The sequence below is a fragment of the Nesterenkonia marinintestina genome, from assembly GCF_025420485.1.
Classification (GTDB): domain Bacteria; phylum Actinomycetota; class Actinomycetes; order Actinomycetales; family Micrococcaceae; genus Nesterenkonia; species Nesterenkonia marinintestina.
The window spans coordinates 118740-140035 of record NZ_JAOEFD010000003.1 but is presented as its reverse complement, the minus strand read 5'-3'; the positions used below and the strand labels follow the sequence as shown (position 1 = coordinate 140035).

Sequence of the window (21296 nt, the reverse complement as noted above, 5' to 3'; positions counted from 1 at the left end):
CGACATGTCCGCCCTGAGCGGATCCGATTTTGTCGGTGGGTTCCGATGCGGCACAATCTGTGCGACACCACGCGCGCGAACCCTGGCCGGACCTGCCCTCCGGACGACCGACGGCCTGGTCGGCGCGTACTCCGATCCCGATCTCGAACAGAGTGTGGAGCGACGCATGGCCACTGATTACGATGCCCCTCGGAAGAACGACGACGACGTCAGCGAAGATTCCATCGAGGAGCTGAAGAACCGGCAGCCGAACCACCAGTCCTCCGTCGTGGACGAGGACGAGGCGGAGGCGGCCGAGGGCTTCGAACTTCCCGGCGCGGACCTCTCCGACGAGGAGCTGCAGGTCCGTGTCCTCCCGGCGCAGTCCGACGAGTTCACCTGCGGCTCATGCTTCCTGGTGCGGCATCGCTCCCAGGTCGCCCGTGAGCACGACGGAATGCTGATCTGCGCGGACTGCGAGGCCTGAGGGCCGGCCGGAGCCTCTGAGGGCACCGGCGCCCGCCGGCATCCGTCGACGAAGATCGTCGACCCACACAGAAGGGGACCCCTCGATGACGAGGGGTCCCCTTCTGTGTGTTCGTCTGTCTGCGCGGACGGAGTGCGCAGTCGCAGGAGCGGCGCTCAGCCGGTGATGCTCGTCCCCTGCTCGCGGACGGGTTCGGTCGACCCGAGTACGGCGAGGACACGTTCCGGACGGCGTACGGAGAACAGCCAGTACGGCGTCTCGTCCTGGGGGTCGGTGATCTCCGCCGTCACCACAGGGTCGACCCATCCGCGGATGCACCGGTAGGAGCGGGCGTCGAGGCCGGGGCCCAGCTGCTCCCGCGCGGCGTCGCCCCTGTGGGCGACGACGTGTCCCAGGTGCTCGGTGCCGATCTGTGCCCGTCCGACGGTCAGACTGTCCCCCGTCACCGTGAGCCGCGGTGTGGTGACGACGAGCGCGAACAGCACGAGCGCGACCCCGACCGCCATGGCGAGGAACCCGAACACCGCGTCGATCGGAAAGAACATCAGGGAGACGGAAGCGCCGATGAGGGTCCCGGCCGTCCAGATCCACCAGGCGGGCCAGAGCTTCTCGGAATAGCTGTCGGGACGAGTCGTCATAGTCATCCAGGGTCTCACGAATGCGTAGACTCGGACACGTCGCGCGCCGCACCGATCGAGCGCCCCTGCACACCCGGACCGAGCACCCCGTCGAGCGGAGCTGATGATGAACCTGCCCGAGCCCCCCGCCCAGTCGCTGCGCGTCCCCCTGCGCCGACTGGACCCCGACCTTCCGGTTCCGGGCTACGCCCACCGGGGCGACGCGGGTGCGGACCTCGTCAGTGCGGAGGACTTCACACTGGGCCCGGGCCGGCGACGCCTGGTCCCCACCGGCGTGGCTCTGGCCCTGCCGACCGGATGGGTCGGGCTGGTCCACCCGCGCAGCGGACTGGCCGTGCGCCACGGCGTCGGTCTGGTCAACGCCCCCGGGACCGTCGACGCCGGATACCGTGGGGAGATCAAGGTGTGCCTGATCAACCATGACCCGACGGCCGAGGTCACGTTCCGCCGAGGGGACCGGATCGCGCAGCTGGTGATCCAGCAGGTGGCCCAGGCCGAGTTCGTCGTCGTCGAGGAGCTGGAGCAGAGCGCCCGAGGCGAGGGCGGATTCGGGTCGACCGGGACCACCGGCGCCGCAGGACAGACGACCCCGTCCCCGCAGGGAGCAGCATGATCTTCGGACCCAGGAGGAAGAAGGAGCGGGCCGAGCCCGCGACCATCAGCGAGACGCTGGCGCGGCAGTCCGAGGATGACGCGGCCGACCCCGTCGACGGGGCCGCAGACCGCTCGGCCGAGGGCTCCGGGGATGCCCAGGAACCCGCCGACCACACGGAGTCCGCCCCGGCCGAGCGTGCCGCGGCCTCCGACCGCGGTGCCGCCGCTCGCCCGAAGGTCTCCGGCGAAGGGCCCTACGACATCGCACAGGCGGATGTGGCCAAGGGCTTCCTCGACTTCGGTGCGGTCAAGGTGCCGGTCGGACGCGACCAGAAGGTGCGTCTGGACATCGACCAGCGCAGCCGCCGAGTGATCGCTCTGACGATCTCGGCCGGTCAGGCCAGCATCCAGATCCAGCCGTTCTCGGCTCCGAAGTCGGGCGGCACCTGGGAGGAGGTCCGCGCCCAGATACGCGAGTCGATCACCTCGCAGAAGGGCCGCGCCCGCGAAGTCGACGGCACCTTCGGCACCGAAGTGGTGGCTCGCGTCCCGACCACGCTGAAGGACGGCCGCGCCGGGTGGCGTGTGGCCCGGTTCATCGGAGCCGAAGGCCCGCGCTGGTTCCTGCGAGGTGTCATCGGGGGTCGCGGGGCCATCGACCCGCAGGCGGCCGCCGAGGTCGAGGACCTCTTCTCCCGCCTCGTCGTCGAGCGGGGCGGCGAACCCCTGCCGCCCCGGGAGCTGCTGCCGCTGCGGCAGCCGGAGGGGGCCACCCGCGTGGTCCGCGCGCGGCGCGGCGCCGAGCGGACGCAGGACGGTCCGAGCGTCGACCCGGCCCAGCAGCCGGAGTCCCGGCCGGAGGACCAGGCCCCCGACGACGCCGCGGGGCGGACGGTCTGAGATGACATCGACGGGTCAGGACCCCGGACCTCGGCAGCCCGAATCCGCGGGTGCCTCCGCGGCGCCCTCCGAGGCCTCTTCCACGCACTCATCCACGCGCTCATCCACCATGTCGCAGGCGGCGTCGAGCCTGAGGGCCCGGGAGGACGGCTCCCTCGACGTGCTGGCCTCACTGGGCGGGATCCGTGGGCTGCTCGAAGCCTCGCTCCCGGCGGCCGCCTTCCTGGTGATCTTCGTCGTGGTGGGAGACATCACCCCCGCCGCGGTGGTCGCCGTCGGGCTCGGTGCCGTCTTCGCGGTGCTGCGGCTGCTGCAGCGGGGTCCGTTGGTGCAGTCCCTCTCCGGACTCGCCGCCATCGTCCTGTGCGTCGTCGTGGCCGGCCAGACCGGTGAGGCGCGGGACTTCTACGTATGGGGCTTCTTCACCAACGCCGTCTACATCGTGGCGTTCGTGATCTCGACGGCGGTGCGGTGGCCGCTCATCGGACTGCTGTTCGGGCTCGTCCGCGGTGAGGGTGTCACGTGGCGGAGGGACCCGGTGCGGGTCCGACGCTACGCATTGGGGACATGGATCGTGGCAGGGGTGCTCGTCGCCCGCCTGCTGGTCCAGGTCCCCCTCTACTTCGCCGATGCCCTGGTCGCCCTGGGCACCGCTCGCCTGATCATGGGTCTGCCCCTGTACGGGCTGGCGCTGTGGGCGGCGTGGATGATCACCCGACCGGAGGCCGTCGGGGTGCCCGGCGCGACGGACGCCGCTCGGGAGGACGTCACGGATGACGTCTCCGGGACGGAGACCGATCCCGAGGCCGGGGCTCCGGACGGAACGCGCCGGTGATGCCGGACGCCCAGCAGGGATCAGGAGGCCCCTCGGCCCAGGAGGGTCGGGGCGCGTCGGTGGAGCTGACCGTAGGCGTCGGCCCGATGGCCCACGGCGGTCACTGCGTGGCGCGGCACGAAGGCCGCGTGGTCTTCGTGCGTCATGCGGTGCCGGGCGAGACCGTCAGGGTGCGGATCGACGACCCGCAGCCGGGCGCGAAGTTCTGGCGCGGCGACGTCATCGAGGTCCTGGAGCGCTCGGAGCACCGGCGCCGTCACATCTGGAAGCTGGCCGACGCCCTGCGTGCGCATCAGATGGGCCGCCCGCCCGTCGGCGGCGCCGAGTACGGCCACATGACCGACCAGCATCAGCGGTGGATCAAGGCCCATGTCTTCCGGGACACGCTGCAGCGGGTCGGCGGGATCTCCGTCCACGATCTGGCCTCGGGCAGGAGCCTCATCGACGGTGAGCTGCACGTCCGCGACGTCGGCGACCGCGCCGAGGACGGAGTGCACTGGCGGACGCGGGTCAGCTTCGCCGTCGACGACGCCGGCGCACTGTGCATGAAGCCCCATCGGAGCCACGAGCTGATCGAGCTGCGCGGCATGCCCCTGGCGGTGCCGGCGGTCAACGGCTCCGGCCTCTTCGGAGCCGACTTCACCGGCGCCCGCACCGTCGACCTGATCGCCCCCGGCGGGGAGGGACCTCTGGCCCTCGTGGTCCGACCGGCGGAGTCCGGCCCCGCGGCGGAGTCCGGCCCGCAGCTGCAGGGGCTCCGGGACCGGCTGGACTCGATGGCCCGTCGGGACGAGCGAGTGGGCACGGTCCTGCTGGCCGAGCAGAGCCCGGACGGCGGACGTGCGGGTCGACGCGGTCGTCGCGGAGGCAGGCCTCAGCGAGGACGGGCGACGACGGCGTCCCAGGCAGGCACGGAGGAGCGGTTCGAGCTGCTGAGCGGACCGCGCACGGTCACCGAGCCGCTGCCGACGGCTCCCGAGCCCCCCTACGGCGCGGGGGTCCTGTCCCTGCGTCCCGAGTCGTTCTGGCAGATCCACCGCAGCGCTCCGGAGGCCCTGGTGCGGACGGTGGACGAGATGTGCCCGCTCGACGGGGGTGAGTCCGTCGCCGACCTCTACGCGGGAGCCGGCCTGTTCACGGCCTGGGCGGCGGCGCGGACGGGGGAGACCGGTCGGGTCCTGTCGGTGGAGGCCGCGGGACCGTCGGCCGCCTCCGCGGCCGAACGGTTCGGCGACCACAGCAGGATCACGCTGCGGCGGAGTCCTGTCGAGCACGTGCTCGGCGACCTGGCCGGGCAGGACGTGGTGGTCCTGGACCCGCCGCGGGCCGGCGCCGGCCCGCAGGTGATCGCCGGCGTCGACGAGGCCGCACCGCGCCGCATCGTCTACGTATCCTGCGACCCGGCCTCGTTCGCGCGGGACGCCGCCGGCCTGATGCGCCGCGGATGGCGGTTCGTCGACCTGCGCGTGCTGGACCTCTATCCCAACACCCATCACATGGAGTCGGTGGCCGTATTCGCCCGCTGATCCCCGAGGTCTCCCGCCGTGCACCGCGTGGACGCCCGACAGGTGCCTGACCGGCCGAGACACGGACGGTCCGGGCGCCGGGCGACCGAGTAGGATGGTGCATGTCACGGCTCTGAGCGCCTATGAGGGACAGGCGCCTCAGGCCCGATCGCTGTCGACGCGCGGCGGGAACGGGCGCTCCCGCACCGGAGCGCCTGCGTCGCACGTGGCGGTCGCGGCCTCGACGCACCGGTCCCGCTGCGGCGGCACCCACTCAGGGCTCGGAGTCCGCGGGGTGCCGATCCCGCGGACGTCATCTGTCCGGCAATGAATAGAGGAGCCCGAGTGAGCACTGTGGACAGCTTCGGAGCGAAAGGCGTTCTCAACGTCGACGGCGCCGACTACGAAATCTTCCGCCTCAATGCGGTCGAGGGGTATGAGACCCTGCCGTACAGCCTGAAGGTGCTTCTGGAGAACCTTCTGCGCCACGAGGACGGAGCGAACATCACCGCCGAGCACATCTCGGCGCTGGGGCAGTGGGACCAGGACGCCCAGCCCGACACCGAGATCCAGTTCACCCCGGGTCGAGTGCTGATGCAGGACTTCACCGGAGTCCCATGCGTGGTAGACCTGGCCACGATGCGTGAGGCCGTGGCCGAGCTCGGCGGCGATGCGGACCGCGTCAACCCCCTGGCGCCGGCCGAGATGGTCATCGACCACTCCGTCCAGATCGACTCCTTCGGCAACCGTGACGCCATCGAACGCAACATGGACATCGAGTACCAGCGGAACGAGGAGCGCTACCAATTCCTGCGCTGGGGCCAGACCGCGTTCGACGACTTCAAGGTCGTCCCCCCGGGGATGGGCATCGTCCACCAGGTGAACATCGAGCACCTGGCCCGTGCTGTGATGACCCGTGAGGTCGACGGGGTGCTGCGCGCCTACCCGGACACCTGCGTGGGCACCGACTCGCACACCACCATGGAGAACGGCCTGGGCGTGCTGGGCTGGGGCGTGGGCGGCATCGAGGCCGAGGCGGCGATGCTCGGCCAGCCGATCTCCATGCTCATCCCGCGGGTCGTGGGCTTCAAGCTGACCGGTGAGATCCCGGCCGGCGCCACCGCCACCGACGTGGTGCTGACCATCACCAACATGCTGCGGCAGCACGGTGTGGTCGGGAAGTTCGTCGAGTTCTACGGCGAGGGCGTGGCCGCGGTCCCGCTGGCCAACCGCGCCACCATCGGGAACATGTCCCCGGAGTTCGGCTCCACGGCGGCCATGTTCCCGATCGACGAGGTCACCATCGACTACCTGCGGCTGACCGGCCGCACCGAGGAGCAGCTCGCGCTGGTCGAGGCCTATGCCAAGGAGCAGGGCATGTGGCACGACTCCTCCCGCGAGCTGCGATTCTCCGAGTACCTCGAGCTCGACCTCTCCACCGTGGTGCCGGCGATCTCGGGTCCGAAGCGCCCGCAGGACCTGATCGAGCTGTCCGACTCCAAGGAGCAGTTCCGCAAGGACATCCACAACTACTCCGAGGACTCCTCCGGCGAGGTGGGCCGCCCCACCAAGCCGGTGAGCGTGTCCATGGAGGACGGACGTGAGTTCGAGCTGGACCACGGTGCGGTCTCGATCGCCTCGATCACCTCCTGCACCAACACCTCCAACCCGAACGTGATGCTGGCCGCCGCGGTGCTGGCCCGCAATGCGGTGGAGAAGGGTCTGGAGAACAAGCCCTGGGTCAAGACCTCCGTGGCACCGGGATCGAAGGTCGTGACCGACTACTACGAGAAGTCGGGTCTGATCCCGTACCTGGAGCAGCTGGGCTTCTACATCGTCGGCTACGGCTGCACCACCTGCATCGGGAACTCCGGGCCCCTGGAGTCCGAGATCTCCCAGACCATCCAGGACAACGACCTCGCGGTCACCTCGGTGCTCTCCGGGAACCGGAACTTCGAGGGACGCATCAACCCGGACGTGAAGATGAACTACCTGGCCTCTCCGCCGCTGGTGGTCGCCTACGCGCTGGCCGGGACGATGGATTTCGACTTCGAGAACGACCCGCTGGGCCAGGACTCCGAGGGCGAGGACGTCTTCCTGCGCGACATCTGGCCGGACCCGACCGAAGTCCAGAGCATCATCGACGAGTCCATCGACACCGAGATGTTCACCTCGAAGTACGACACCGTCTTCGACGGGGACCGCCGCTGGCAGGAGCTGGAGACCCCCGAAGGTTCGACCTTCTCCTGGGACGACGCCTCGACCTACGTGCGCAAGGCGCCCTACTTCGAGGGCATGTCCATGGAGCCGGCACCGGTCGAGGACGTGAAGGGCGCCCGGGTGCTGCTGAAGCTGGGCGACTCGGTCACCACCGACCACATCTCCCCGGCCGGCGCGTTCAAGTCGGACACCCCGGCGGGACGCTACCTGCTGGAGAACGGCGTCGAGCGGAAGAACTTCAACTCCTACGGCTCCCGCCGCGGGAACCACGAGGTGATGATCCGCGGCACCTTCGCCAACATCCGTATCCGCAACCATCTGCTCGACGGTGTGGAGGGCGGCTTCACCCGCGACTTCACCCAGGACGGGGCTCCGCAGGCCTACGTGTACGACGCGGCGGAGAACTACCGCGAGCAGGGAACACCGCTGGTGGTGCTGGGCGGGAAGGAGTACGGCTCCGGCTCCTCCCGCGACTGGGCGGCCAAGGGCACGAAGCTGCTGGGCGTGCAGGCCGTCATCACCGAGTCCTTCGAGCGCATCCACCGTTCGAACCTCATCGGAATGGGCGTTCTGCCGCTGCAGTTCCCGGACGGCGAGTCGGCCGACTCGCTGGGCCTGACCGGCTTCGAGACCTTCGACATCGAGGGGATCACCCAGCTCAACGACGGGGACGCGCCCAAGACGGTGAAGGTCACCGCCACGAAGGAGGACGGCGACACCGTGACCTTCGACGCGGTCGTCCGCATCGACACCCCGGGTGAGGCCGACTACTACCGGAACGGCGGCATCCTGCAGTACGTGCTGCGCCAGCTGGTCGCCTGATCGGAGGGCGCACCGCCTGAGTCGGCCCCGGTCGACCCGCATTCGGCGGGGCGGACCGATCCTCTGCGGATCGGTCCGCCCCGCCGAGTCGTCTGCGACGTCGCCGCAGGCAGGACCGGTAGACTCGCGGGACGACGACGGCCCGTCGAGCTCGACGGGTGAAGGGAAGGACGGGATCGACGTGACGATTCTGGAGACGATCCGCTCCCCGCAGGACCTCACACGGCTGAGCGAGGAGCAGCTCGAGCGCCTGTGTGAGGAGATCCGCGAGTTCCTGGTCGCCAACGTGTCCAAGACCGGCGGTCACCTCGGGCCGAACCTGGGTGTGGTGGAGCTGACCCTGGCGATCCACCGGGTCTTCGACTCCCCGCGGGACTCGATCGTCTTCGACACCGGCCATCAGTGCTACATCCACAAGCTGGTCACCGGGCGCCAGGACTTCACCACCCTGCGGCAGGAGGGCGGGCTCTCGGGCTACCCGGAGCGGTCGGAGTCCGTGCATGACATCGTCGAATCCTCGCACGCCTCCAGCTCGCTCTCCTGGGCCGACGGGATCTCGAAGGCCCGCGTGCTGACCGGCGAATCGGACCGCTCCGTCGTCGCCGTCATCGGAGACGGGGCGCTGACCGGCGGAATGGCCTGGGAGGCGCTGAACAACATCGCCGCCGGCAGGGATCGGCGGGTGGTGATCGTGGTCAACGACAACGGCCGCTCCTATGCGCCGACCGTCGGCGGCGTCGCCGAGCAGCTCAACGCCCTGCGGCGGACCTTCATCGACAAGGTCCGCACCCACAGGTTCTACGAACGCACCCTCGACGACACCAGGCGTCGCCTCCAGGAGGGCGGCACCGTCTCACGGATGGTGTATCGCAGCCTGCACGCCGCGAAGAAGGGCGCCAAGGACTTCTGGGCCCCGCAGGGTCTGTTCGAGGACCTCGGCATGAAGTACATCGGCCCGGTCGACGGACACGACCTGGCCTCCATGGAGCAGGCTCTCACCGACGCCAGGAACTACGGCGGTCCGGTGATCGTCCACGCCCTGACCGAGAAGGGCAGGGGCTATGCGCCGGCCCGAGCGGACGAGAACGATCAGTTCCACGCCGTGGGGGTCATCGACCCGGAGACGGGGGAGCCGGTCAGCCGGGGCGGCGCCCGCTCGTGGACCTCGGTGTTCGAGGAGGAGATCACCGCCATCGCCGAGGAGCGCGAGGACATCGTGGCGATCACCGGGGCGATGACCATCCCCGTGGGGCTCCGCAGCCTCGCCGCGGCCCACCCGGACCGCGTGTTCGACGTCGGCATCGCAGAACAGCATGCGCTGACCTCGGCCGCCGGACTCGCCTACGGGGGGATGCACCCCGTCGTCGCCGTCTATGCGACCTTCCTGAACCGGGCCTTCGACCAGCTGCTCATGGATGTGGCCCTGCACCGTGCCGGGGTGACCGTGGTCCTCGACCGTGCGGGGGTGACCGGACCCGACGGCGCCAGCCACCACGGCATGTGGGACCTGTCCCTGCTGCAGATCGTCCCCGGGCTGCAGATCGCGGCGCCGCGGGACTCCTCCCGCCTGCGCGAGGAGCTCCGCGAGGCTGTCACCGTCGACGACGCACCGACCGTCGTGCGCTTCTCCAAGGGCTCGGTCAACGGGGAGATCGACGCGATCGAACGCCTCGACGACGGGGTCGACGTCCTCTGGGAGTCGGATTCCTCCTCAGACCCGGAGCGGCGCTACGGGCACGACGTCCTCCTCGTCTCGGTGGGCACGACGGCGGGGCTCTCGCTGAACGTCGCCCAGCGGCTGGCCGACCAGGGCATCAGCGCCACCGTGGTCGACCCGCGGTGGGTCCTGCCCGTGCCCGAGTCCGTGGTCTCACTGGCCGCCCGCCATCGCATCGTGGTCTGCCTCGAGGACGGGGTCCGTGCCGGCGGCGTCGGTTCCAGGATCCGTCAGTCCATGCGTGAGGCCGGAGTGGACACCGCGCTGAACGAAGTCGGTCTTCCCGTGGAGTTCCTTTCGCACGGCAGCCGCGACGAGGTCCTGACACGTGTGGGAATGACCGCCCAGCAGATCGCCCAGGACACGGTGGGCCAGGTGCTCGGGACCAAGGTGCCCTTCGCCCGGCCCCTGCCGGGGGAGTCGCTGCCCACCGGGGAGATGCCCCGCTTCGACCACCACCCGGGCAGCCTCTGAGGCTGTGCCCCGAGCCGACGCTGAGGAGACGCTCACCCGATGATCACCCTCTACCGCCGTGACCCCGAGCAGGGCTGGTGCTATCGCGAAGCCTGGTACGACTCCGCCGCGGGCGAGTTCGTCGTGCATCACGGCGTCGTCGGGACCAATGGGACGGTGACCGCCGAACAGGTCACAGAGCAGGACGCCGACCCGCTGATGGAGGGCTTCCTGGCCCGGTGCGCGGAGGACGGCTACGCCGCACCGACCGGTGAGCAGCTGAGGACCCTCCGCCTGACCCTGCCCCTGCGGGGCCCGACACCCATCGCCTCTGAGCGGCGCAACGCGGAGTCGGTGCACCAGGCGGTGCTGGTCCAGCTGGCATGGCGCGGGCTCGGGGCGCTCTCCGACCCCGAGGCGGTGTCGGAGGACGACGGAACGCACGCCCTGGTCATGGAGGCCCGCACGGTCCACCGGGCCAAGGCGCAGCAGGCGGCGCGGGCCGCTCTGCGCGGCAGCGATGTCCCGGCCTCCAAGGTCGACATCACCGTGCGCTGAATCCCAGGCGCACCGGCGAGGGGCTCTCAGATGTGGACCTCGACGGCGTCGTCGACGACTCGGGCTTCGAACCGCAGCAGGGGCTCCCGTGCGGGGCCGGCCTCCGCCTCCCCGGAGTCGAGTCCGAAGACCGAGCCGTGGCAGGGACAGTGGAAGCGCTCGGCCTCGGCCTCGACGCGGCACCCCTCATGCGTGCAGACCGCTTCGAAGGCGTGGACCCGGTCATCGGCGGACCGGTGCAGCACCAGCCGACGTCCGCCGGCCTCGACCTCCGCCGACGCACCGACGGCCAGCTCCTCGGCGTCGAGCACCGTCTCCCACGCGGACCCGGAGTGGACCTGTGGGTCCCCGGGTTCGTCGGCGCGGGTGCACCCGGAGAGGGTCAGGCCGCCGCAGGCGGCGCCGACGCCCGCCGCCGCGGCCGAGCGCAGGAACGAGCGTCGCGGGCGGTCGGCCGCGGCTCCGGGTCGCGTGCTCAGTGGAACCGTCGCCCGTTGACTCGTGTGCTCGCACCGATCTGGTCGAGGTACGGGGTGATGCCGCCGCGGTGCATCGGCCATCCGGTGCCCAGGATCAGGCACAGATCGACGTCCTTGGGCGAGGCCACCACGCCCTCCTCCAGCATCAGCCCGATCTCTTCGGCCAGTGCATCCTGGACGACGACGAGCAGCTCGTCGCGGGTGAGCGCCGTCGAGCCCTGGGTCAGCAGCGCCCGTGTGGACTCGGCGATGTGCGGCCGACCCTCGTCGTCGCGGCTCCAGATCTCCGTCACTCCGGCGTCGATGAGCCGCTGCAGGTTCTGCGAGACGTAGAAGCGGTCACCGAAGGACGCCTGCAGGGACTCGGTGACGTGCTGGGCGACCGGGAGGCCGACCATCGCCAGGAGGGTGAAGGGGCTCATCGGGAGGCCGATGGGCCGCAGCGCGGAGTCCGCGGTCTCGGCATCGGTGCCCTCGTCGAAGGCCCGCTGCACCTCCCCCATCAGCCGAAGCAGGATCCGGTTGACCACGAAGGCCGTGGAGTCCTTGGTGAGCACCGGGGTCTTGCGCAGCCGGGCGGCCAGGTCGAAGGCTGTGGCGATCGCCTCGTCGGTGGACTCCGGGGTGCGGGCGATCTCGATGAGCGGCATCACGGCGACCGGGTTGAAGAAGTGGAATCCGATGACGCGCTCGGGACGTCGGAGGTCCGCGGCCATCTCGGTCACCGACAGCGACGAGGTGTTGGTCGCCAGGACCGCGTCGTCGGCGACGATCTCCTCGAGCTCGGCGAAGACCTTCTTCTTCACGCCGATCTCCTCGAAGACGGCCTCGATGACGAAGTCGGCGTCGGCGTAGACCTGCTTGTCGGTGGAGCCGGTGACCAGACCGACCAGCGCCTCGGCCTGCTCCTCGGACATCCGGCCCTTGGAGGCGAGCTTCTGCGTCTGCGAGCGGATGTGGTCGAGGCCCTTCTCGACCCGCTCCTCGTCGAGGTCGGAGATCACCACCGGCACCTGCAGGTGCTGGGCGAAGACCATCGCCAGCTGGGCCGCCATGAGCCCCGCACCGACGACGCCCACTTTGGAGATGGTCCGCGGCGGGGTCTCGGGGACTCCGGCGGGGCGCTTGGCGCGGCGCTGGACGAGGTCGAGGAAGGCGTAGATCGTGTTGGAGAACTCGTCGGTGAGCATGAGGTCGGCCAGAGCGTCGCACTCGGCCGCACGTTCGGCGTCGCGGTCCCGGCCCCGTCCGGCGGCGAACTCCTCCAGGGCGCGCTGGGGCGCGGGGGCCGACTCGCCGATCTTGGCGGCCACGGTGCTGCGGGCGCGCTCCAGGGCACGGTCCCAGGCCTCGTCCGAGGTGTCGCAGGCCCGGTGCTCCGAGAGTCGGTCGAGGACCTCCGCCTCCTGTCGCACCACGGCGGACGCCCAGGCCAGGGACTCCGCCTCGAAGTCCTCGGCGTCGAACAGCGCGTCGGCGACGCCGAGCTCGTAGGCCTGCGGGCCCTTCATGGTCCGGTTGTTGTTGAGCGCGTCGGTGAAGATCACCCGTGCCGCAGCCTCCGGGCCGATCAGGCGGGGGAGACGCCAGATGCCGCCCCAGCCGGGGATCAGCCCCAGGAACGCCTCCGGCAGGCCCAGGGAGCGGGCTGAGGACGACACGGTGCGGTGCTGGGCGGCGAGCGCGATCTCGAGTCCGCCGCCGAGCGCCGTACCGTTGATGAAGGCGAAGGTGGGGACGGGGAAGTCCTCCAGCAGGTCGTAGGCGCGGTGACCGAGCTCGGCCATCGTCCGGGCCTGCTCGCGGGACTCGAGTCGGCCGACGGCCGAGAGGTCGGCGCCGGCGACGAGGTAGCCGGGCGTGCCGATCACCCCGAGGGCGACGATCTCACCGCGGCGGGCACGATCGAGCTGGCCGGCGACCGCCTCGCCGAATCCGATCAGCGAACGGGCCCCGAGGGTGGTGGGCCGGCGGGGGTCGTCGTTGTCCAGGCGGATCAGGGCCATGGTGCCTCCGCCGTCCGGCAGCTCGACGTCCTCGAGGCGGCTGTGGGTGACGACCTCGTCGGTGAAGGTCTCGGCGAAGTCGGCGAACCGGCTGAAGTCGGCGGCATCGGCCGTGATCGTGCGCGGCGTCTCAGTCATGGTGGTCCTCTCGGAAGACGAACGGGTGACGGTCTGATCTCCTGGCCGGAGATGAGCGGCAGATCACATGCTACCGGCGAGTAGCACGTCATGCCACAGCGTCACAGCTCCTCCAGCGGGTCCGGATCCAGGAAGGCCACGGTGATCACGGCTGCGGTCTCTTCGATCTGCCACGGTCGGGCCCCCAGGTCCCGCAGGGCCCGAGAGACGGTGTCCAGGTCCACGGCGGACGGCGGGTTCCAGCACAGCTGGCGGAGCGTCGCGGGGAGGAGCAGGGTCTCGGGCATCACCTGCAGCTGCTCGGCGCGCACGCCCAGGCGCTCACGGGCCGTGCGATGACGTCGGAAGGCCAGGGGAGCGCGGTCGCGCCACGTCCTGGGCGGCGGAGGTTCGTCGCTGCTCCGGCGCCTTGCGCTGGGGAGGTCCTGGGAGCGGGAGCCCTCCTGGAGGGCACGCAGCCACCGGGGCGCCTCCCTCCGCGCACCGCGGCCGTGGAAGCCGTCGACCGCCAGCAGCTGGGGGACGGTGGACGGCATGGCGCGGGCGGCCGCGACGAGTGCGGAGTCGGGCAGGACGCGGCTGGGGGCGACGTCCTTTCCCTCCGCCAGGTCCTCGCGGGCGTGCCAGATCTCGCGCAGCGCGGCCAGCCCGCGGGGACTCTTCAGACGGTTGATGCCCGAGGTCCTGCGCCAGCGCTCGGCGCGAGGGACCGCCGGGGCTCGGGCGGTGCGCAGGTGCTCGAACTCCTGCTCGGCCCATGCGGTCTTGCCCTGTGCGGCCAGCAGGGTCTGCAGCTCGGACCTCAGCTGGACCAGCAGCTCGACGTCGAGGGCGGCGTAGCGCAGCCAGTCGGAGGGCAGGGGACGCTTCGACCAGTCTGCGGCCGAATGCTCCTTGGCCAGACGCAGTCCCAGCAGGGACTCGACGATCGCCCCCAGGCCCACCTTCGGCAGACCGGCCAGCCGGGAGGCGAGCTCCGTGTCGAACAGGGCATGGGGGTGCATCCCCAGCTCCGCCAGACACGGCAGATCCTGGGAGGCGGCGTGGAGGATCCACTCGACGCCCTCGAGGGCCTCCTGCAGCGGTCGCAGGGAGTCGAACGGCTCGGGATCCACGAGCCACAGGCCGGATCCCTCGCGCTTGAGCTGGACCAGGAAGGCACGCTGACCGTATCGGAAGCCCGAGGCCCGCTCGGCGTCGACGGCGACGGGGCCGTGGCCGCGGGCCAGTGCCTCTGCGCAGCGCAGGAGGCCTCGGGGCTCGTCGACGACGAAGGGCACGCCGTCCTCGGGTTCGGTGAGCAGCGGGGGACGGTCCTGCTCGTCCTCGGTCTCATCCTCGATGGGCTTCATGCGGGGGAGTTCAGCTCCTGCGGAGGGTCGGCATGGCCACGACGCCGTCGGGCAGCGCCGGGAGTCCTGCGAATGAGCAGACCATATCCGACCACGCCTCGACATGGGTGTCCAGGGCGCCGGGGCCCGGGGTCCAGGACGCGCGCAGCTCGACGGTGTTCGAGGCGTCCCTGTCGGCGAGCTCGCCGAAGCTCTCGGAGAGGATCCGGGTCGCGGTGCCGCCGGCTCGTCGGTGGACGGCGCCGTACTGCGAGAGCGAATCGGCCAGCCAGGTCCACGCGACGGAGGCGAGGAGGGGGTCGTTGCTCATCTCGGCGTCGAGTTCGGCCCGGATGTAGATGACGACGCGCGAGGTGCCGTCCCAGGCGTCCTGGCCGTCGGGGTCGTGCAGCAGGATGAAGCGTCCGGCAGCGAGCTGCTCGGCCTCGTCGTCGGAGTCCCGAGCGTCCGCCCCACCGATCGCCGACACCGCCCCGGTTGGTCCGCCCGTCCGGAGATGGTGCGGATCGGGGGCGGCGACCTCAGCACGAAGCGCCACGGCGTAGGGGGCGAGTCGGCGCGGGGCCGGGATCTCCTCGATCTGCGCCTCGGCTCGGGGAGCCGACCGCCGGATCTCGCCCAGCGCCGTGCGGAACTCCTCCGGGAGCTCGTCGATGCCGGGAGCATCGAGGCCCTGCGCGTCGGAGCCCTGCGCGTCGGAGCCCGGCGCGTCGGTGCGGCGCTGCGCGGGGGAGCGCAGCGCACCGGATCCGAGGGGGCCGAAGAAGGTCACCACTCCAGCGTATGGAGCCGCGCACCGGTGCCTCGGCAGGCGCGCCGAGGCACCGGTGCGTCCTCCGTCCTCAGCCCTCGACGTCGACGGCGTGCCGCGTGATGAGTCGGCTCAGTCGGTCGCTCCCACGCCGCGCACCAGGGCGACCAGGTCGTCGATCTGCCGATCGGTGGTCTCGAAGGAGCACATCAGCCGCAGGACCTGGTGGCCCTCGTCCGAGTGCTCCCAGGTGTGGCAGACGTAGCGTGTGCGCACGGCGGCGGCGACCTCGTCGAAGACCTCCACGAACACGGCGTTGACCTCGGGGTCCCTGGCCAGACGTGCCCCCGGGCAGCGGTCCAGGGCCTCACCGAGCCTCCGGGCCTGCCGGTTCGCATGGGAGGCGTGACGATGCCACAGGTCGGTGCCGAACATCCGCACCAGCTGTGCCGAGAGGAACTGCTGCTTGGAGGCCAGCTGCATCGAAGCCTTGCGGACGTAGTCGATGCCCGGCACCCGGTCCGGGTCGATGACGACGACGGCCTCGGCACCCACGGCGCCGTTCTTCGTCGCCCCGAGGCTGAGCACGTCGACGCCGACGTCGGTCACCGCCGTGCGGAGGTCGACGCCCAGCGCCGCGGCCGCGTTCGCCAGTCGGGCGCCGTCCATATGGACGGTCAGCCCGGCCGCGTGGGCGGCGTCGGCGACTGCGGCGACCTGGTCCAGCGGATAGACGGTCCCCTGCTCGGTCGCCTGGGTCAGGCTCACCACGGTGGGCTGTGCGGCATGGACGAAGCCCTGGGTCCGCAGCTCCTCCCGGACGTCCTCGACCCCCAGATGTGCGGCGGGCCGGGGGAGCAGCTTGACCCCGCCGACCTTCTCCGGCGCCCCGCCCTCGTCGCGGTGGATGTGGGCGGAGGCGCTGCAGATCGCCGCTCCCCACCGCGGGGAGGCCGCCTGCAGGGCCACGACGTTGGCGCCGGTGCCGTTGAACACCGGAAGCACTTCGGCCCGGGATCCGAACTGCTCGCGGATCACCTCCCCGAGCCGCGCGGTGACGGAGTCGTCGCCGTAGGGGGCGTCGGCTCCACGGGCCGCCTCGGTCAGCGCCTCGAGGATCTCGGGGGAGGCCCCGGCCACGTTGTCGGAGGCGAACGACGGATCCGGAGCCTCAGCCATCGGACTCCTCCTCGACGAAGCGCATCGCGAGCGAGTTGATGCAGTAGCGCCTGTCGGTGGGGGTGTCGAAGCCTTCGCCGGAGAAGACGTGGCCCAGGTGCGAGTCGCATCGTGTGCACCGGACCTCGATGCGCTCCATCCCGGCGGAGCCGTCACGCAGGTAGGTCACGCGGTCTCCGGCGGCGGGCTGGTAGAAGCTCGGCCATCCGCAGCGGGAGTCGAACTTCTCCCGGGAGGTGAACAGGTCGGCTCCGCAGGCTCGGCAGCTGTACGTCCCTGCGGCATGGTTGTCCCAGTACTCGCCGGTGTAGGCCCGCTCGGTGCCGCCGCGCCGCAGTACCTGGAACTCCTCGGGCGTCAGCCGCCGGCGCCACTGCTCATCGGTCGTCTCGTGCTCTGCCATCGGGTCCTCCTCGTGACGTCGCGCGTGGCGTGCCGCGGCGTGCGGCCCGGCGCTCCGGTGTCCCACTCTCTCACCGCCGCGGGCGCCTGACCAGGCGGCCTCCGCGGGCGGGGGCGATCGAGGGCCCTGCCCGGAGCGGTCCCCGACACGTAGTGTGGTGCGGGAACGGGCAGCGCCGTACGCCCGCTGCCGCCGCACCCAGCACACGGAGGACACCGGATATGCGACTGCGCCCTGCTGAGGAGCCCTGGTATGCGGAGCTCCGACGTCGGACCTGGCACGGGATGGGGCTCGGCGCAGAGGCGGCGGCCACGGGACTGACCCGCACGGCTGAGACGCTGCGACGTCGCTTCGGGCCCGAGCCGGAGCCCCGGACCCCGTGGCTCCGATCCTCGACGTTGGGCGTCGGCGCCGGGGTCCTCGGCGGCACTCTGCTCTCGGCGGCCGCAGGGTACTTCGCCCGGGTCGTCGTCACTCCGGTGCGGATCCACCCGGAAGACATGCCGATCCTGGCTGTGATGCGGGGTTCCCACGGCGATGAGATCATTCTGCCGGCGACCGAGGAGACCGTGGTGGAGGGGACCTACGGCCTCTACTTCGACGGAGGGCGCGGCTTCGCCCGCATCGCCGAGATCACCAGCTTCGCGCCGCGCGACGGGACGATCGCGCGCCGGGTGGAGCGCGTCTACGACGGCGATCTGCGCCGCGCCGTCCGCGGGCAGTGGACCTCGGTGGCCCATCGCACCCCCCAGGAGGCCGGATTCGAGGCTGAGGATGTGGTGCTCGAGCTGCCCGGCGGGCCGGCGCCGGCCTGGCACGTCCGACCGCGGTCGACCGACGGGCCGCTGGCCGGATCGAAGGTCTGGGCGATCATGGTCCACGGCAGGGGTGGACGACGCTCCGAAGGGATCCGTGCCCTGGAGGTGGCCGATCAGCTGGGCATCGATGCCCTGCTGATCTCCTACCGCAACGACGGCGAGGCCCCGGACGCCGCGGACGGGCGCTACGGACTGGGCATCACCGAGTGGGAGGACGTGGAGGTGGCCGTCCGATACGCCCTCGACCAGGGCGCCGAGGATGTGCTGCTCTTCGGCTGGTCGATGGGGGGAGCGATCGCTCTGCAGACGGCGGACCGCTCGCGGCTGTCACCGGCGGTGCGCGGACTGGTGCTGACCGGGCCGGTCATCGACTGGACGGACGTGCTCGCCCACCAGGCCCGGGCGAACCGCATACCCACCCTGGTGGGTCGGATGGGGCGCTGGTACATCAGCAACAGGGCCGGACGGGTGGTGACGGGCCTCGGTGCCCCGGTCGATCTGAAGGCGATGAACTGGATCGCCCGGTCCGACCAGCTGCACGTGCGGACGCTCATCCTCCACAGCGTGGACGACCTCGTCGTGCCCTACGGTCCCTCGCGAGACCTGGCCCAGCGCAACGAGCTGGTCACCTACGTCCCGTTCACCGACGCCCGTCACATCAAGGAGTACAACTGCGCCCCGGACCGGTGGAACCGCAAGGTGCGCACCTGGGTCACCGATCTGTTCGGCGACGCCCCGGCACACATGTCCGAGGCGCAGCGCCACCGAGGGGCCGGCGTCAGCCGCTGACCGAGTGGGTGTGTCGGCGGACGTTGGCCTTGACGCGGGCCAGCATCGCGGACATCCCACGCATCCGCAGAGGCGTGATGGCCCTCTTCAGCCCCAGGCGGTCGGCGATGTCGTCGGGCGCGGCGAGGATCTCCTCGCAGCGCAGACCGCTCAGGCCCTGATGGAGGATGGATGCGAAGCCGCGGGTGGTGGGCGCCTCGGGCGGCGCGGCGAAGATCAGGTCGGCGGTCCCGGCCGCATCGTCGAACTCGACCGCCAGGAACAGCGGCGTCTGACATTCGACGACCTGCTCCATCTCGTCGAGCCGGTCCGCATAGCTCGACGGCGGCTCGGGGAGCTCTCGTGAGAGCTCGAGCAGCAGCTCGAGCTTGTCGCGGTCGCCCACGGCGCGGAACTCCTCGACGATCTCGTCGAGGGCGGCCGGCATATGCGTGTCGGGGGCGCCGTTCCGGTCGTCCTGTGCGGCGGAGGGCTGGGGCACGGAGTCCTGTGAGGTCGTCATATCCCGTCCAGCCTACCGCCGACGGGCGGTTCAGCGGCGGGGCTTCTCTCCGGGCTGATCCCCCTGGACGATCGGCACGCCGACCACGTTGCCCCACTCGGTCCAGGAACCGTCGTAGTTGCGCACGTTCTCGTAGCCGAGGAGGTGCTTGAGCACGAACCACGTGTGCGATGACCGCTCACCGATGCGGCAGTACGCGACGACGTCGTCGGCGGTGCCCAGTCCGGCCTCGTCGCGGTAGATGGCCTCCAGCTCCTCGCGGGAGCGGAACGTGCCGTCCTCGTTCGCGGCCTTGGCCCAGGGGACGGAGGCCGCGGTGGGGATGTGGCCGCCGCGCAGGGCGCCCTCCTCCTCGTAGCCCTCCATGTGGGTCTTCTCCCCGGAGTACTCCAGGGGTGAGCGCACGTCGACCAGGGGCCGGCCGAAGTGACCGAGCACGTCCTGCAGGAAGGCGCGGTCGGTCGAGTCGTCACGGTCGACGACCGGGTAGTCGCCGGGGGCGACGTCCGGGCGCTCGGTGCTCATCGGACGACCCTCCTCGGTCCACTTCTGGCGTCCGCCGTCCATCAGGCGGACGTCCTCGTGGCCGAAGAGCGTGAAGACCCACAGGGCGTAGGCCGCCCACCAGTTGGACTTGTCGCCGTAGAAGACGACCGTGCTGCTGCGCGAGATGCCCTTGGACGCGGCGAACTCGGCGAAGCGCTCACCGTCGAGGAAGTCGCGGGCGACGGGGTCGTTGAGCTCGGTGTGCCAGTCGACCTTCACGGCGCCCGGGACGTGTCCGGTCTCGTAGAGCAGGACGTCCTCGTCCGACTCCACGAGGACGACGTCGTCGTCGTCCTTGTGCGCGGCCACCCATTCGGTGGAGACCAGACGCTCGGGGTGGGCGTACTGGGAGAAGTCCTTCTCTGCGGTCTCAGCAGGCATGGGGGACGGCCTTTCTGGTCGGTGCCGGTCGGATCACGTGCTCCACCGGCATCGTATCGGCCGGGCCCGCACGACAGACAGCCGACGTCATCTGCTGACACACCGGCCGGCGGTAGAGTGGCGGCACACAGGTCTCACCCGACCGGCTCCGCATGACCAGCCCCACAGAACGAGGTCTCCGATGACGTCCACCGCCACTCCGCTCAGCAGCCGCAGCCCGAAGGTCGGCGTCGGCGAGCTGCTCGAGGGGCTGCGACCGTCGTTCCGCTTCGCAGAGGTCTCCTTCGACTCCTACATCCCGGACCCGAACCATCCGTCGCAGGCCCACGCCGTCGAACGGCTGCGGGAGTTCTCGGAGACGGTCGGACGGGGGTCCGGCGGCGGCGGTCTCCTGGGACGCCTGTTCGGGGGAGGACGTCGCACGGCGTCGCCGAGCGGGATCTACCTGGACGGCGGGTTCGGGGTCGGGAAGACCCACCTGCTGGCCTCGCTCTACCACGCCTCCTCGGGTCAGCGGGCGTTCGGCACATTCGTCGAGTACACGAACCTGGTCGGAGCGCTCTCCTTCCGCCGCACGGTGGATGTGCTCAGCGAGTACTCCCTGGTGTGCATCGACGAGTTCGAGCTCGACGATCCCGGGGACACCGTCCTGATGTCACGCCTCATGCGCGAGCTGGCCGACGCCGGTGTGAAGCTCGCCGCCACCTCGAACACGCTTCCCGGATCGCTGGGCGACGGCCGATTCGCCGCGCAGGACTTCAAGCGGGAGATCCAGGTCCTGGCCGATCAGTTCGAGGCGATCCGGGTCGACGGGGAGGACTACCGGCATCGCGGCCTGCCCGAGGCTCCCGCCCCCCTGGAGACCTCGGAGCTGGAGAGCGTCGCCGAGGAGACCTTCCCGGAGGCCGCCGTGGCGGTGGACGACTTCTCGGAGCTCACCTCGCATCTGACCCAGGTGCATCCGAGCCGGTACGGACAGCTCGTCGAAGGGGTCGACGTGCTGGTGCTCCGCGATGTGGAGACCATCGAGTCCCAGTCGGTGGCGCTGCGCTTCGTCGTGCTGGCGGACCGCCTCTACGACCAGAACGTCAGGGTCCTGGCCTCGGGACGGCCCTTCGACGCACTGTTCACCGAGGAGATGATGTCGGGCGGCTACATGAAGAAGTACAACCGAGCCGTGTCCCGACTCACGGCCCTCGCGCGCGCCGGACAGATGGGCGAGGACGCGCTCTGAGCGTTCATCC

The 21296-nt window shown here is 70.8% G+C and carries 19 protein-coding genes; 10 read left to right on the top strand and 9 right to left on the bottom strand.

All coding sequences use genetic code 11. The annotated features are described in order from the left end of the window. Positions 1–166 precede the first annotated feature (166 nt). Positions 167–466 (top strand): DUF4193 domain-containing protein, encoded by a 300-nt coding sequence (locus tag N7E59_RS04040; protein WP_261623622.1) that lies wholly within the window; start codon positions 167–169, stop codon positions 464–466. 155 nt (positions 467–621) lie between these two features. Here N7E59_RS04040 and N7E59_RS04035 read toward each other — a convergent pair whose 3' ends face one another. Beyond that, positions 622–1104: a DUF3093 domain-containing protein gene (locus tag N7E59_RS04035; protein WP_261623621.1), complete on the bottom strand. Its 483-nt coding sequence runs from the start codon at positions 1102–1104 to the stop codon at positions 622–624. Positions 1105–1207: 103 nt separating this feature from the next. Here N7E59_RS04035 and dut point away from each other — a divergent pair, with 103 nt between their 5' ends. The 7 genes from dut to N7E59_RS04000 all read left to right on the top strand — a co-directional run bounded on the left by dut (position 1208) and on the right by N7E59_RS04000 (position 10708). Continuing rightward, a complete protein-coding gene (gene dut, locus N7E59_RS04030) occupies positions 1208–1717 on the top strand; it encodes a dUTP diphosphatase (RefSeq protein ID WP_261623620.1) in 510 nt (169 codons plus the stop codon). Next, on the top strand, positions 1714–2598 hold the full coding sequence (locus tag N7E59_RS04025; RefSeq protein ID WP_261623619.1) for a DUF3710 domain-containing protein: 885 nt from the start codon (positions 1714–1716) through the stop codon (positions 2596–2598). The genes dut and N7E59_RS04025 overlap by 4 nt, the downstream gene beginning before the upstream one ends. A 109-nt stretch (positions 2599–2707) precedes the next feature. Further along, entirely contained in the window at positions 2708–3433 is a 726-nt protein-coding gene (locus N7E59_RS04020; protein ID WP_261623618.1) for a DUF3159 domain-containing protein, read from the top strand. Next, complete coding sequence (locus N7E59_RS04015) at positions 3433–4959, top strand: class I SAM-dependent RNA methyltransferase (RefSeq protein WP_261623617.1); 1527 nt, start codon at positions 3433–3435, stop codon at positions 4957–4959. Before N7E59_RS04020 ends, N7E59_RS04015 begins: the two co-directional genes overlap by 1 nt. A 324-nt stretch (positions 4960–5283) precedes the next feature. After that, a complete protein-coding gene (acnA, locus tag N7E59_RS04010) occupies positions 5284–7980 on the top strand; it encodes an aconitate hydratase AcnA (RefSeq protein WP_315942981.1) in 2697 nt (898 codons plus the stop codon). A 181-nt stretch (positions 7981–8161) separates the two neighbouring features. Beyond that, a complete protein-coding gene (dxs, locus tag N7E59_RS04005; protein ID WP_261623615.1) occupies positions 8162–10171 on the top strand; it encodes a 1-deoxy-D-xylulose-5-phosphate synthase in 2010 nt (669 codons plus the stop codon). A 39-nt stretch (positions 10172–10210) separates the two neighbouring features. Further along, entirely contained in the window at positions 10211–10708 is a 498-nt protein-coding gene (locus N7E59_RS04000; RefSeq protein ID WP_261623614.1) for a hypothetical protein, read from the top strand. 26 nt (positions 10709–10734) lie between these two features. Here N7E59_RS04000 and N7E59_RS03995 read toward each other — a convergent pair whose 3' ends face one another. The 6 genes from N7E59_RS03995 to msrB all read right to left on the bottom strand — a co-directional run bounded on the left by N7E59_RS03995 (position 10735) and on the right by msrB (position 17016). Further along, a complete protein-coding gene (locus N7E59_RS03995) occupies positions 10735–11019 on the bottom strand; it encodes a Rieske (2Fe-2S) protein (protein ID WP_261623613.1) in 285 nt (94 codons plus the stop codon). Positions 11020–11183: 164 nt separating this feature from the next. After that, on the bottom strand, positions 11184–13331 hold the full coding sequence (locus N7E59_RS03990) for a 3-hydroxyacyl-CoA dehydrogenase NAD-binding domain-containing protein (protein WP_261623612.1): 2148 nt from the start codon (positions 13329–13331) through the stop codon (positions 11184–11186). Positions 13332–13432: 101 nt separating this feature from the next. Beyond that, positions 13433–14683, bottom strand: a complete 1251-nt coding sequence (locus tag N7E59_RS03985; protein ID WP_261623611.1) for an HRDC domain-containing protein — start codon at positions 14681–14683, stop codon at positions 13433–13435. Positions 14684–14693: 10 nt separating this feature from the next. Then, complete coding sequence (locus N7E59_RS03980; protein WP_261623712.1) at positions 14694–15338, bottom strand: DUF3000 domain-containing protein; 645 nt, start codon at positions 15336–15338, stop codon at positions 14694–14696. 228 nt (positions 15339–15566) lie between these two features. After that, positions 15567–16613, bottom strand: coding sequence for a threonine aldolase family protein (locus tag N7E59_RS03975; protein ID WP_261623610.1), 1047 nt, complete (start codon positions 16611–16613; stop codon positions 15567–15569). Beyond that, positions 16606–17016, bottom strand: a complete 411-nt coding sequence (gene msrB / locus N7E59_RS03970) for a peptide-methionine (R)-S-oxide reductase MsrB (protein ID WP_261623609.1) — start codon at positions 17014–17016, stop codon at positions 16606–16608. The genes N7E59_RS03975 and msrB overlap by 8 nt, the downstream gene beginning before the upstream one ends. Before the next feature lie 221 nt (positions 17017–17237). Here msrB and N7E59_RS03965 point away from each other — a divergent pair, with 221 nt between their 5' ends. Continuing rightward, positions 17238–18623 (top strand): alpha/beta hydrolase family protein, encoded by a 1386-nt coding sequence (locus N7E59_RS03965; RefSeq protein ID WP_261623608.1) that lies wholly within the window; start codon positions 17238–17240, stop codon positions 18621–18623. On the opposite strand, the gene N7E59_RS03960 is transcribed toward N7E59_RS03965, so the two are convergent. After that, a complete protein-coding gene (locus tag N7E59_RS03960; RefSeq protein ID WP_261623711.1) occupies positions 18613–19050 on the bottom strand; it encodes a SufE family protein in 438 nt (145 codons plus the stop codon). The two genes, N7E59_RS03965 and N7E59_RS03960, sit on opposite strands and share 11 nt — an antisense overlap. A 105-nt stretch (positions 19051–19155) precedes the next feature. Next, the gene (locus N7E59_RS03955) at positions 19156–20052 is read right to left on the bottom strand and encodes a sulfurtransferase (RefSeq protein WP_261623607.1); all 897 of its coding nucleotides are present in this window, start codon (positions 20050–20052) and stop codon (positions 19156–19158) included. Positions 20053–20233: 181 nt separating this feature from the next. Between N7E59_RS03955 and zapE the strand changes: the two genes are divergently transcribed. Next, positions 20234–21286, top strand: a complete 1053-nt coding sequence (gene zapE / locus N7E59_RS03950) for a cell division protein ZapE (RefSeq protein WP_261623606.1) — start codon at positions 20234–20236, stop codon at positions 21284–21286. The last annotated feature ends 10 nt before the right edge of the window (positions 21287–21296 follow it).

What these genes read in the sequence shown, in the direction of transcription:
- N7E59_RS04040 (WP_261623622.1), top strand. Translation starts at nt 167, where the DNA reads ATGGCCACTGATTACGATGCCCCTCGGAAGAACGACGACGACGTCAGC.
- N7E59_RS04035 (WP_261623621.1), bottom strand. Translation starts at nt 1,104, where the DNA reads ATGACGACTCGTCCCGACAGCTATTCCGAGAAGCTCTGGCCCGCCTGG.
- dut (WP_261623620.1), top strand. Translation starts at nt 1,208, where the DNA reads ATGATGAACCTGCCCGAGCCCCCCGCCCAGTCGCTGCGCGTCCCCCTG.
- N7E59_RS04025 (WP_261623619.1), top strand. Translation starts at nt 1,714, where the DNA reads ATGATCTTCGGACCCAGGAGGAAGAAGGAGCGGGCCGAGCCCGCGACC.
- N7E59_RS04020 (WP_261623618.1), top strand. Translation starts at nt 2,708, where the DNA reads ATGTCGCAGGCGGCGTCGAGCCTGAGGGCCCGGGAGGACGGCTCCCTC.
- N7E59_RS04015 (WP_261623617.1), top strand. Translation starts at nt 3,433, where the DNA reads ATGCCGGACGCCCAGCAGGGATCAGGAGGCCCCTCGGCCCAGGAGGGT.
- N7E59_RS04000 (WP_261623614.1), top strand. Translation starts at nt 10,211, where the DNA reads ATGATCACCCTCTACCGCCGTGACCCCGAGCAGGGCTGGTGCTATCGC.
- N7E59_RS03990 (WP_261623612.1), bottom strand. Translation starts at nt 13,331, where the DNA reads ATGACTGAGACGCCGCGCACGATCACGGCCGATGCCGCCGACTTCAGC.
- N7E59_RS03985 (WP_261623611.1), bottom strand. Translation starts at nt 14,683, where the DNA reads ATGAAGCCCATCGAGGATGAGACCGAGGACGAGCAGGACCGTCCCCCG.
- N7E59_RS03975 (WP_261623610.1), bottom strand. Translation starts at nt 16,613, where the DNA reads ATGGCTGAGGCTCCGGATCCGTCGTTCGCCTCCGACAACGTGGCCGGG.
- msrB (WP_261623609.1), bottom strand. Translation starts at nt 17,016, where the DNA reads ATGGCAGAGCACGAGACGACCGATGAGCAGTGGCGCCGGCGGCTGACG.
- N7E59_RS03965 (WP_261623608.1), top strand. Translation starts at nt 17,238, where the DNA reads ATGCGACTGCGCCCTGCTGAGGAGCCCTGGTATGCGGAGCTCCGACGT.
- N7E59_RS03960 (WP_261623711.1), bottom strand. Translation starts at nt 19,050, where the DNA reads ATGCCGGCCGCCCTCGACGAGATCGTCGAGGAGTTCCGCGCCGTGGGC.
- N7E59_RS03955 (WP_261623607.1), bottom strand. Translation starts at nt 20,052, where the DNA reads ATGCCTGCTGAGACCGCAGAGAAGGACTTCTCCCAGTACGCCCACCCC.
- zapE (WP_261623606.1), top strand. Translation starts at nt 20,234, where the DNA reads ATGACGTCCACCGCCACTCCGCTCAGCAGCCGCAGCCCGAAGGTCGGC.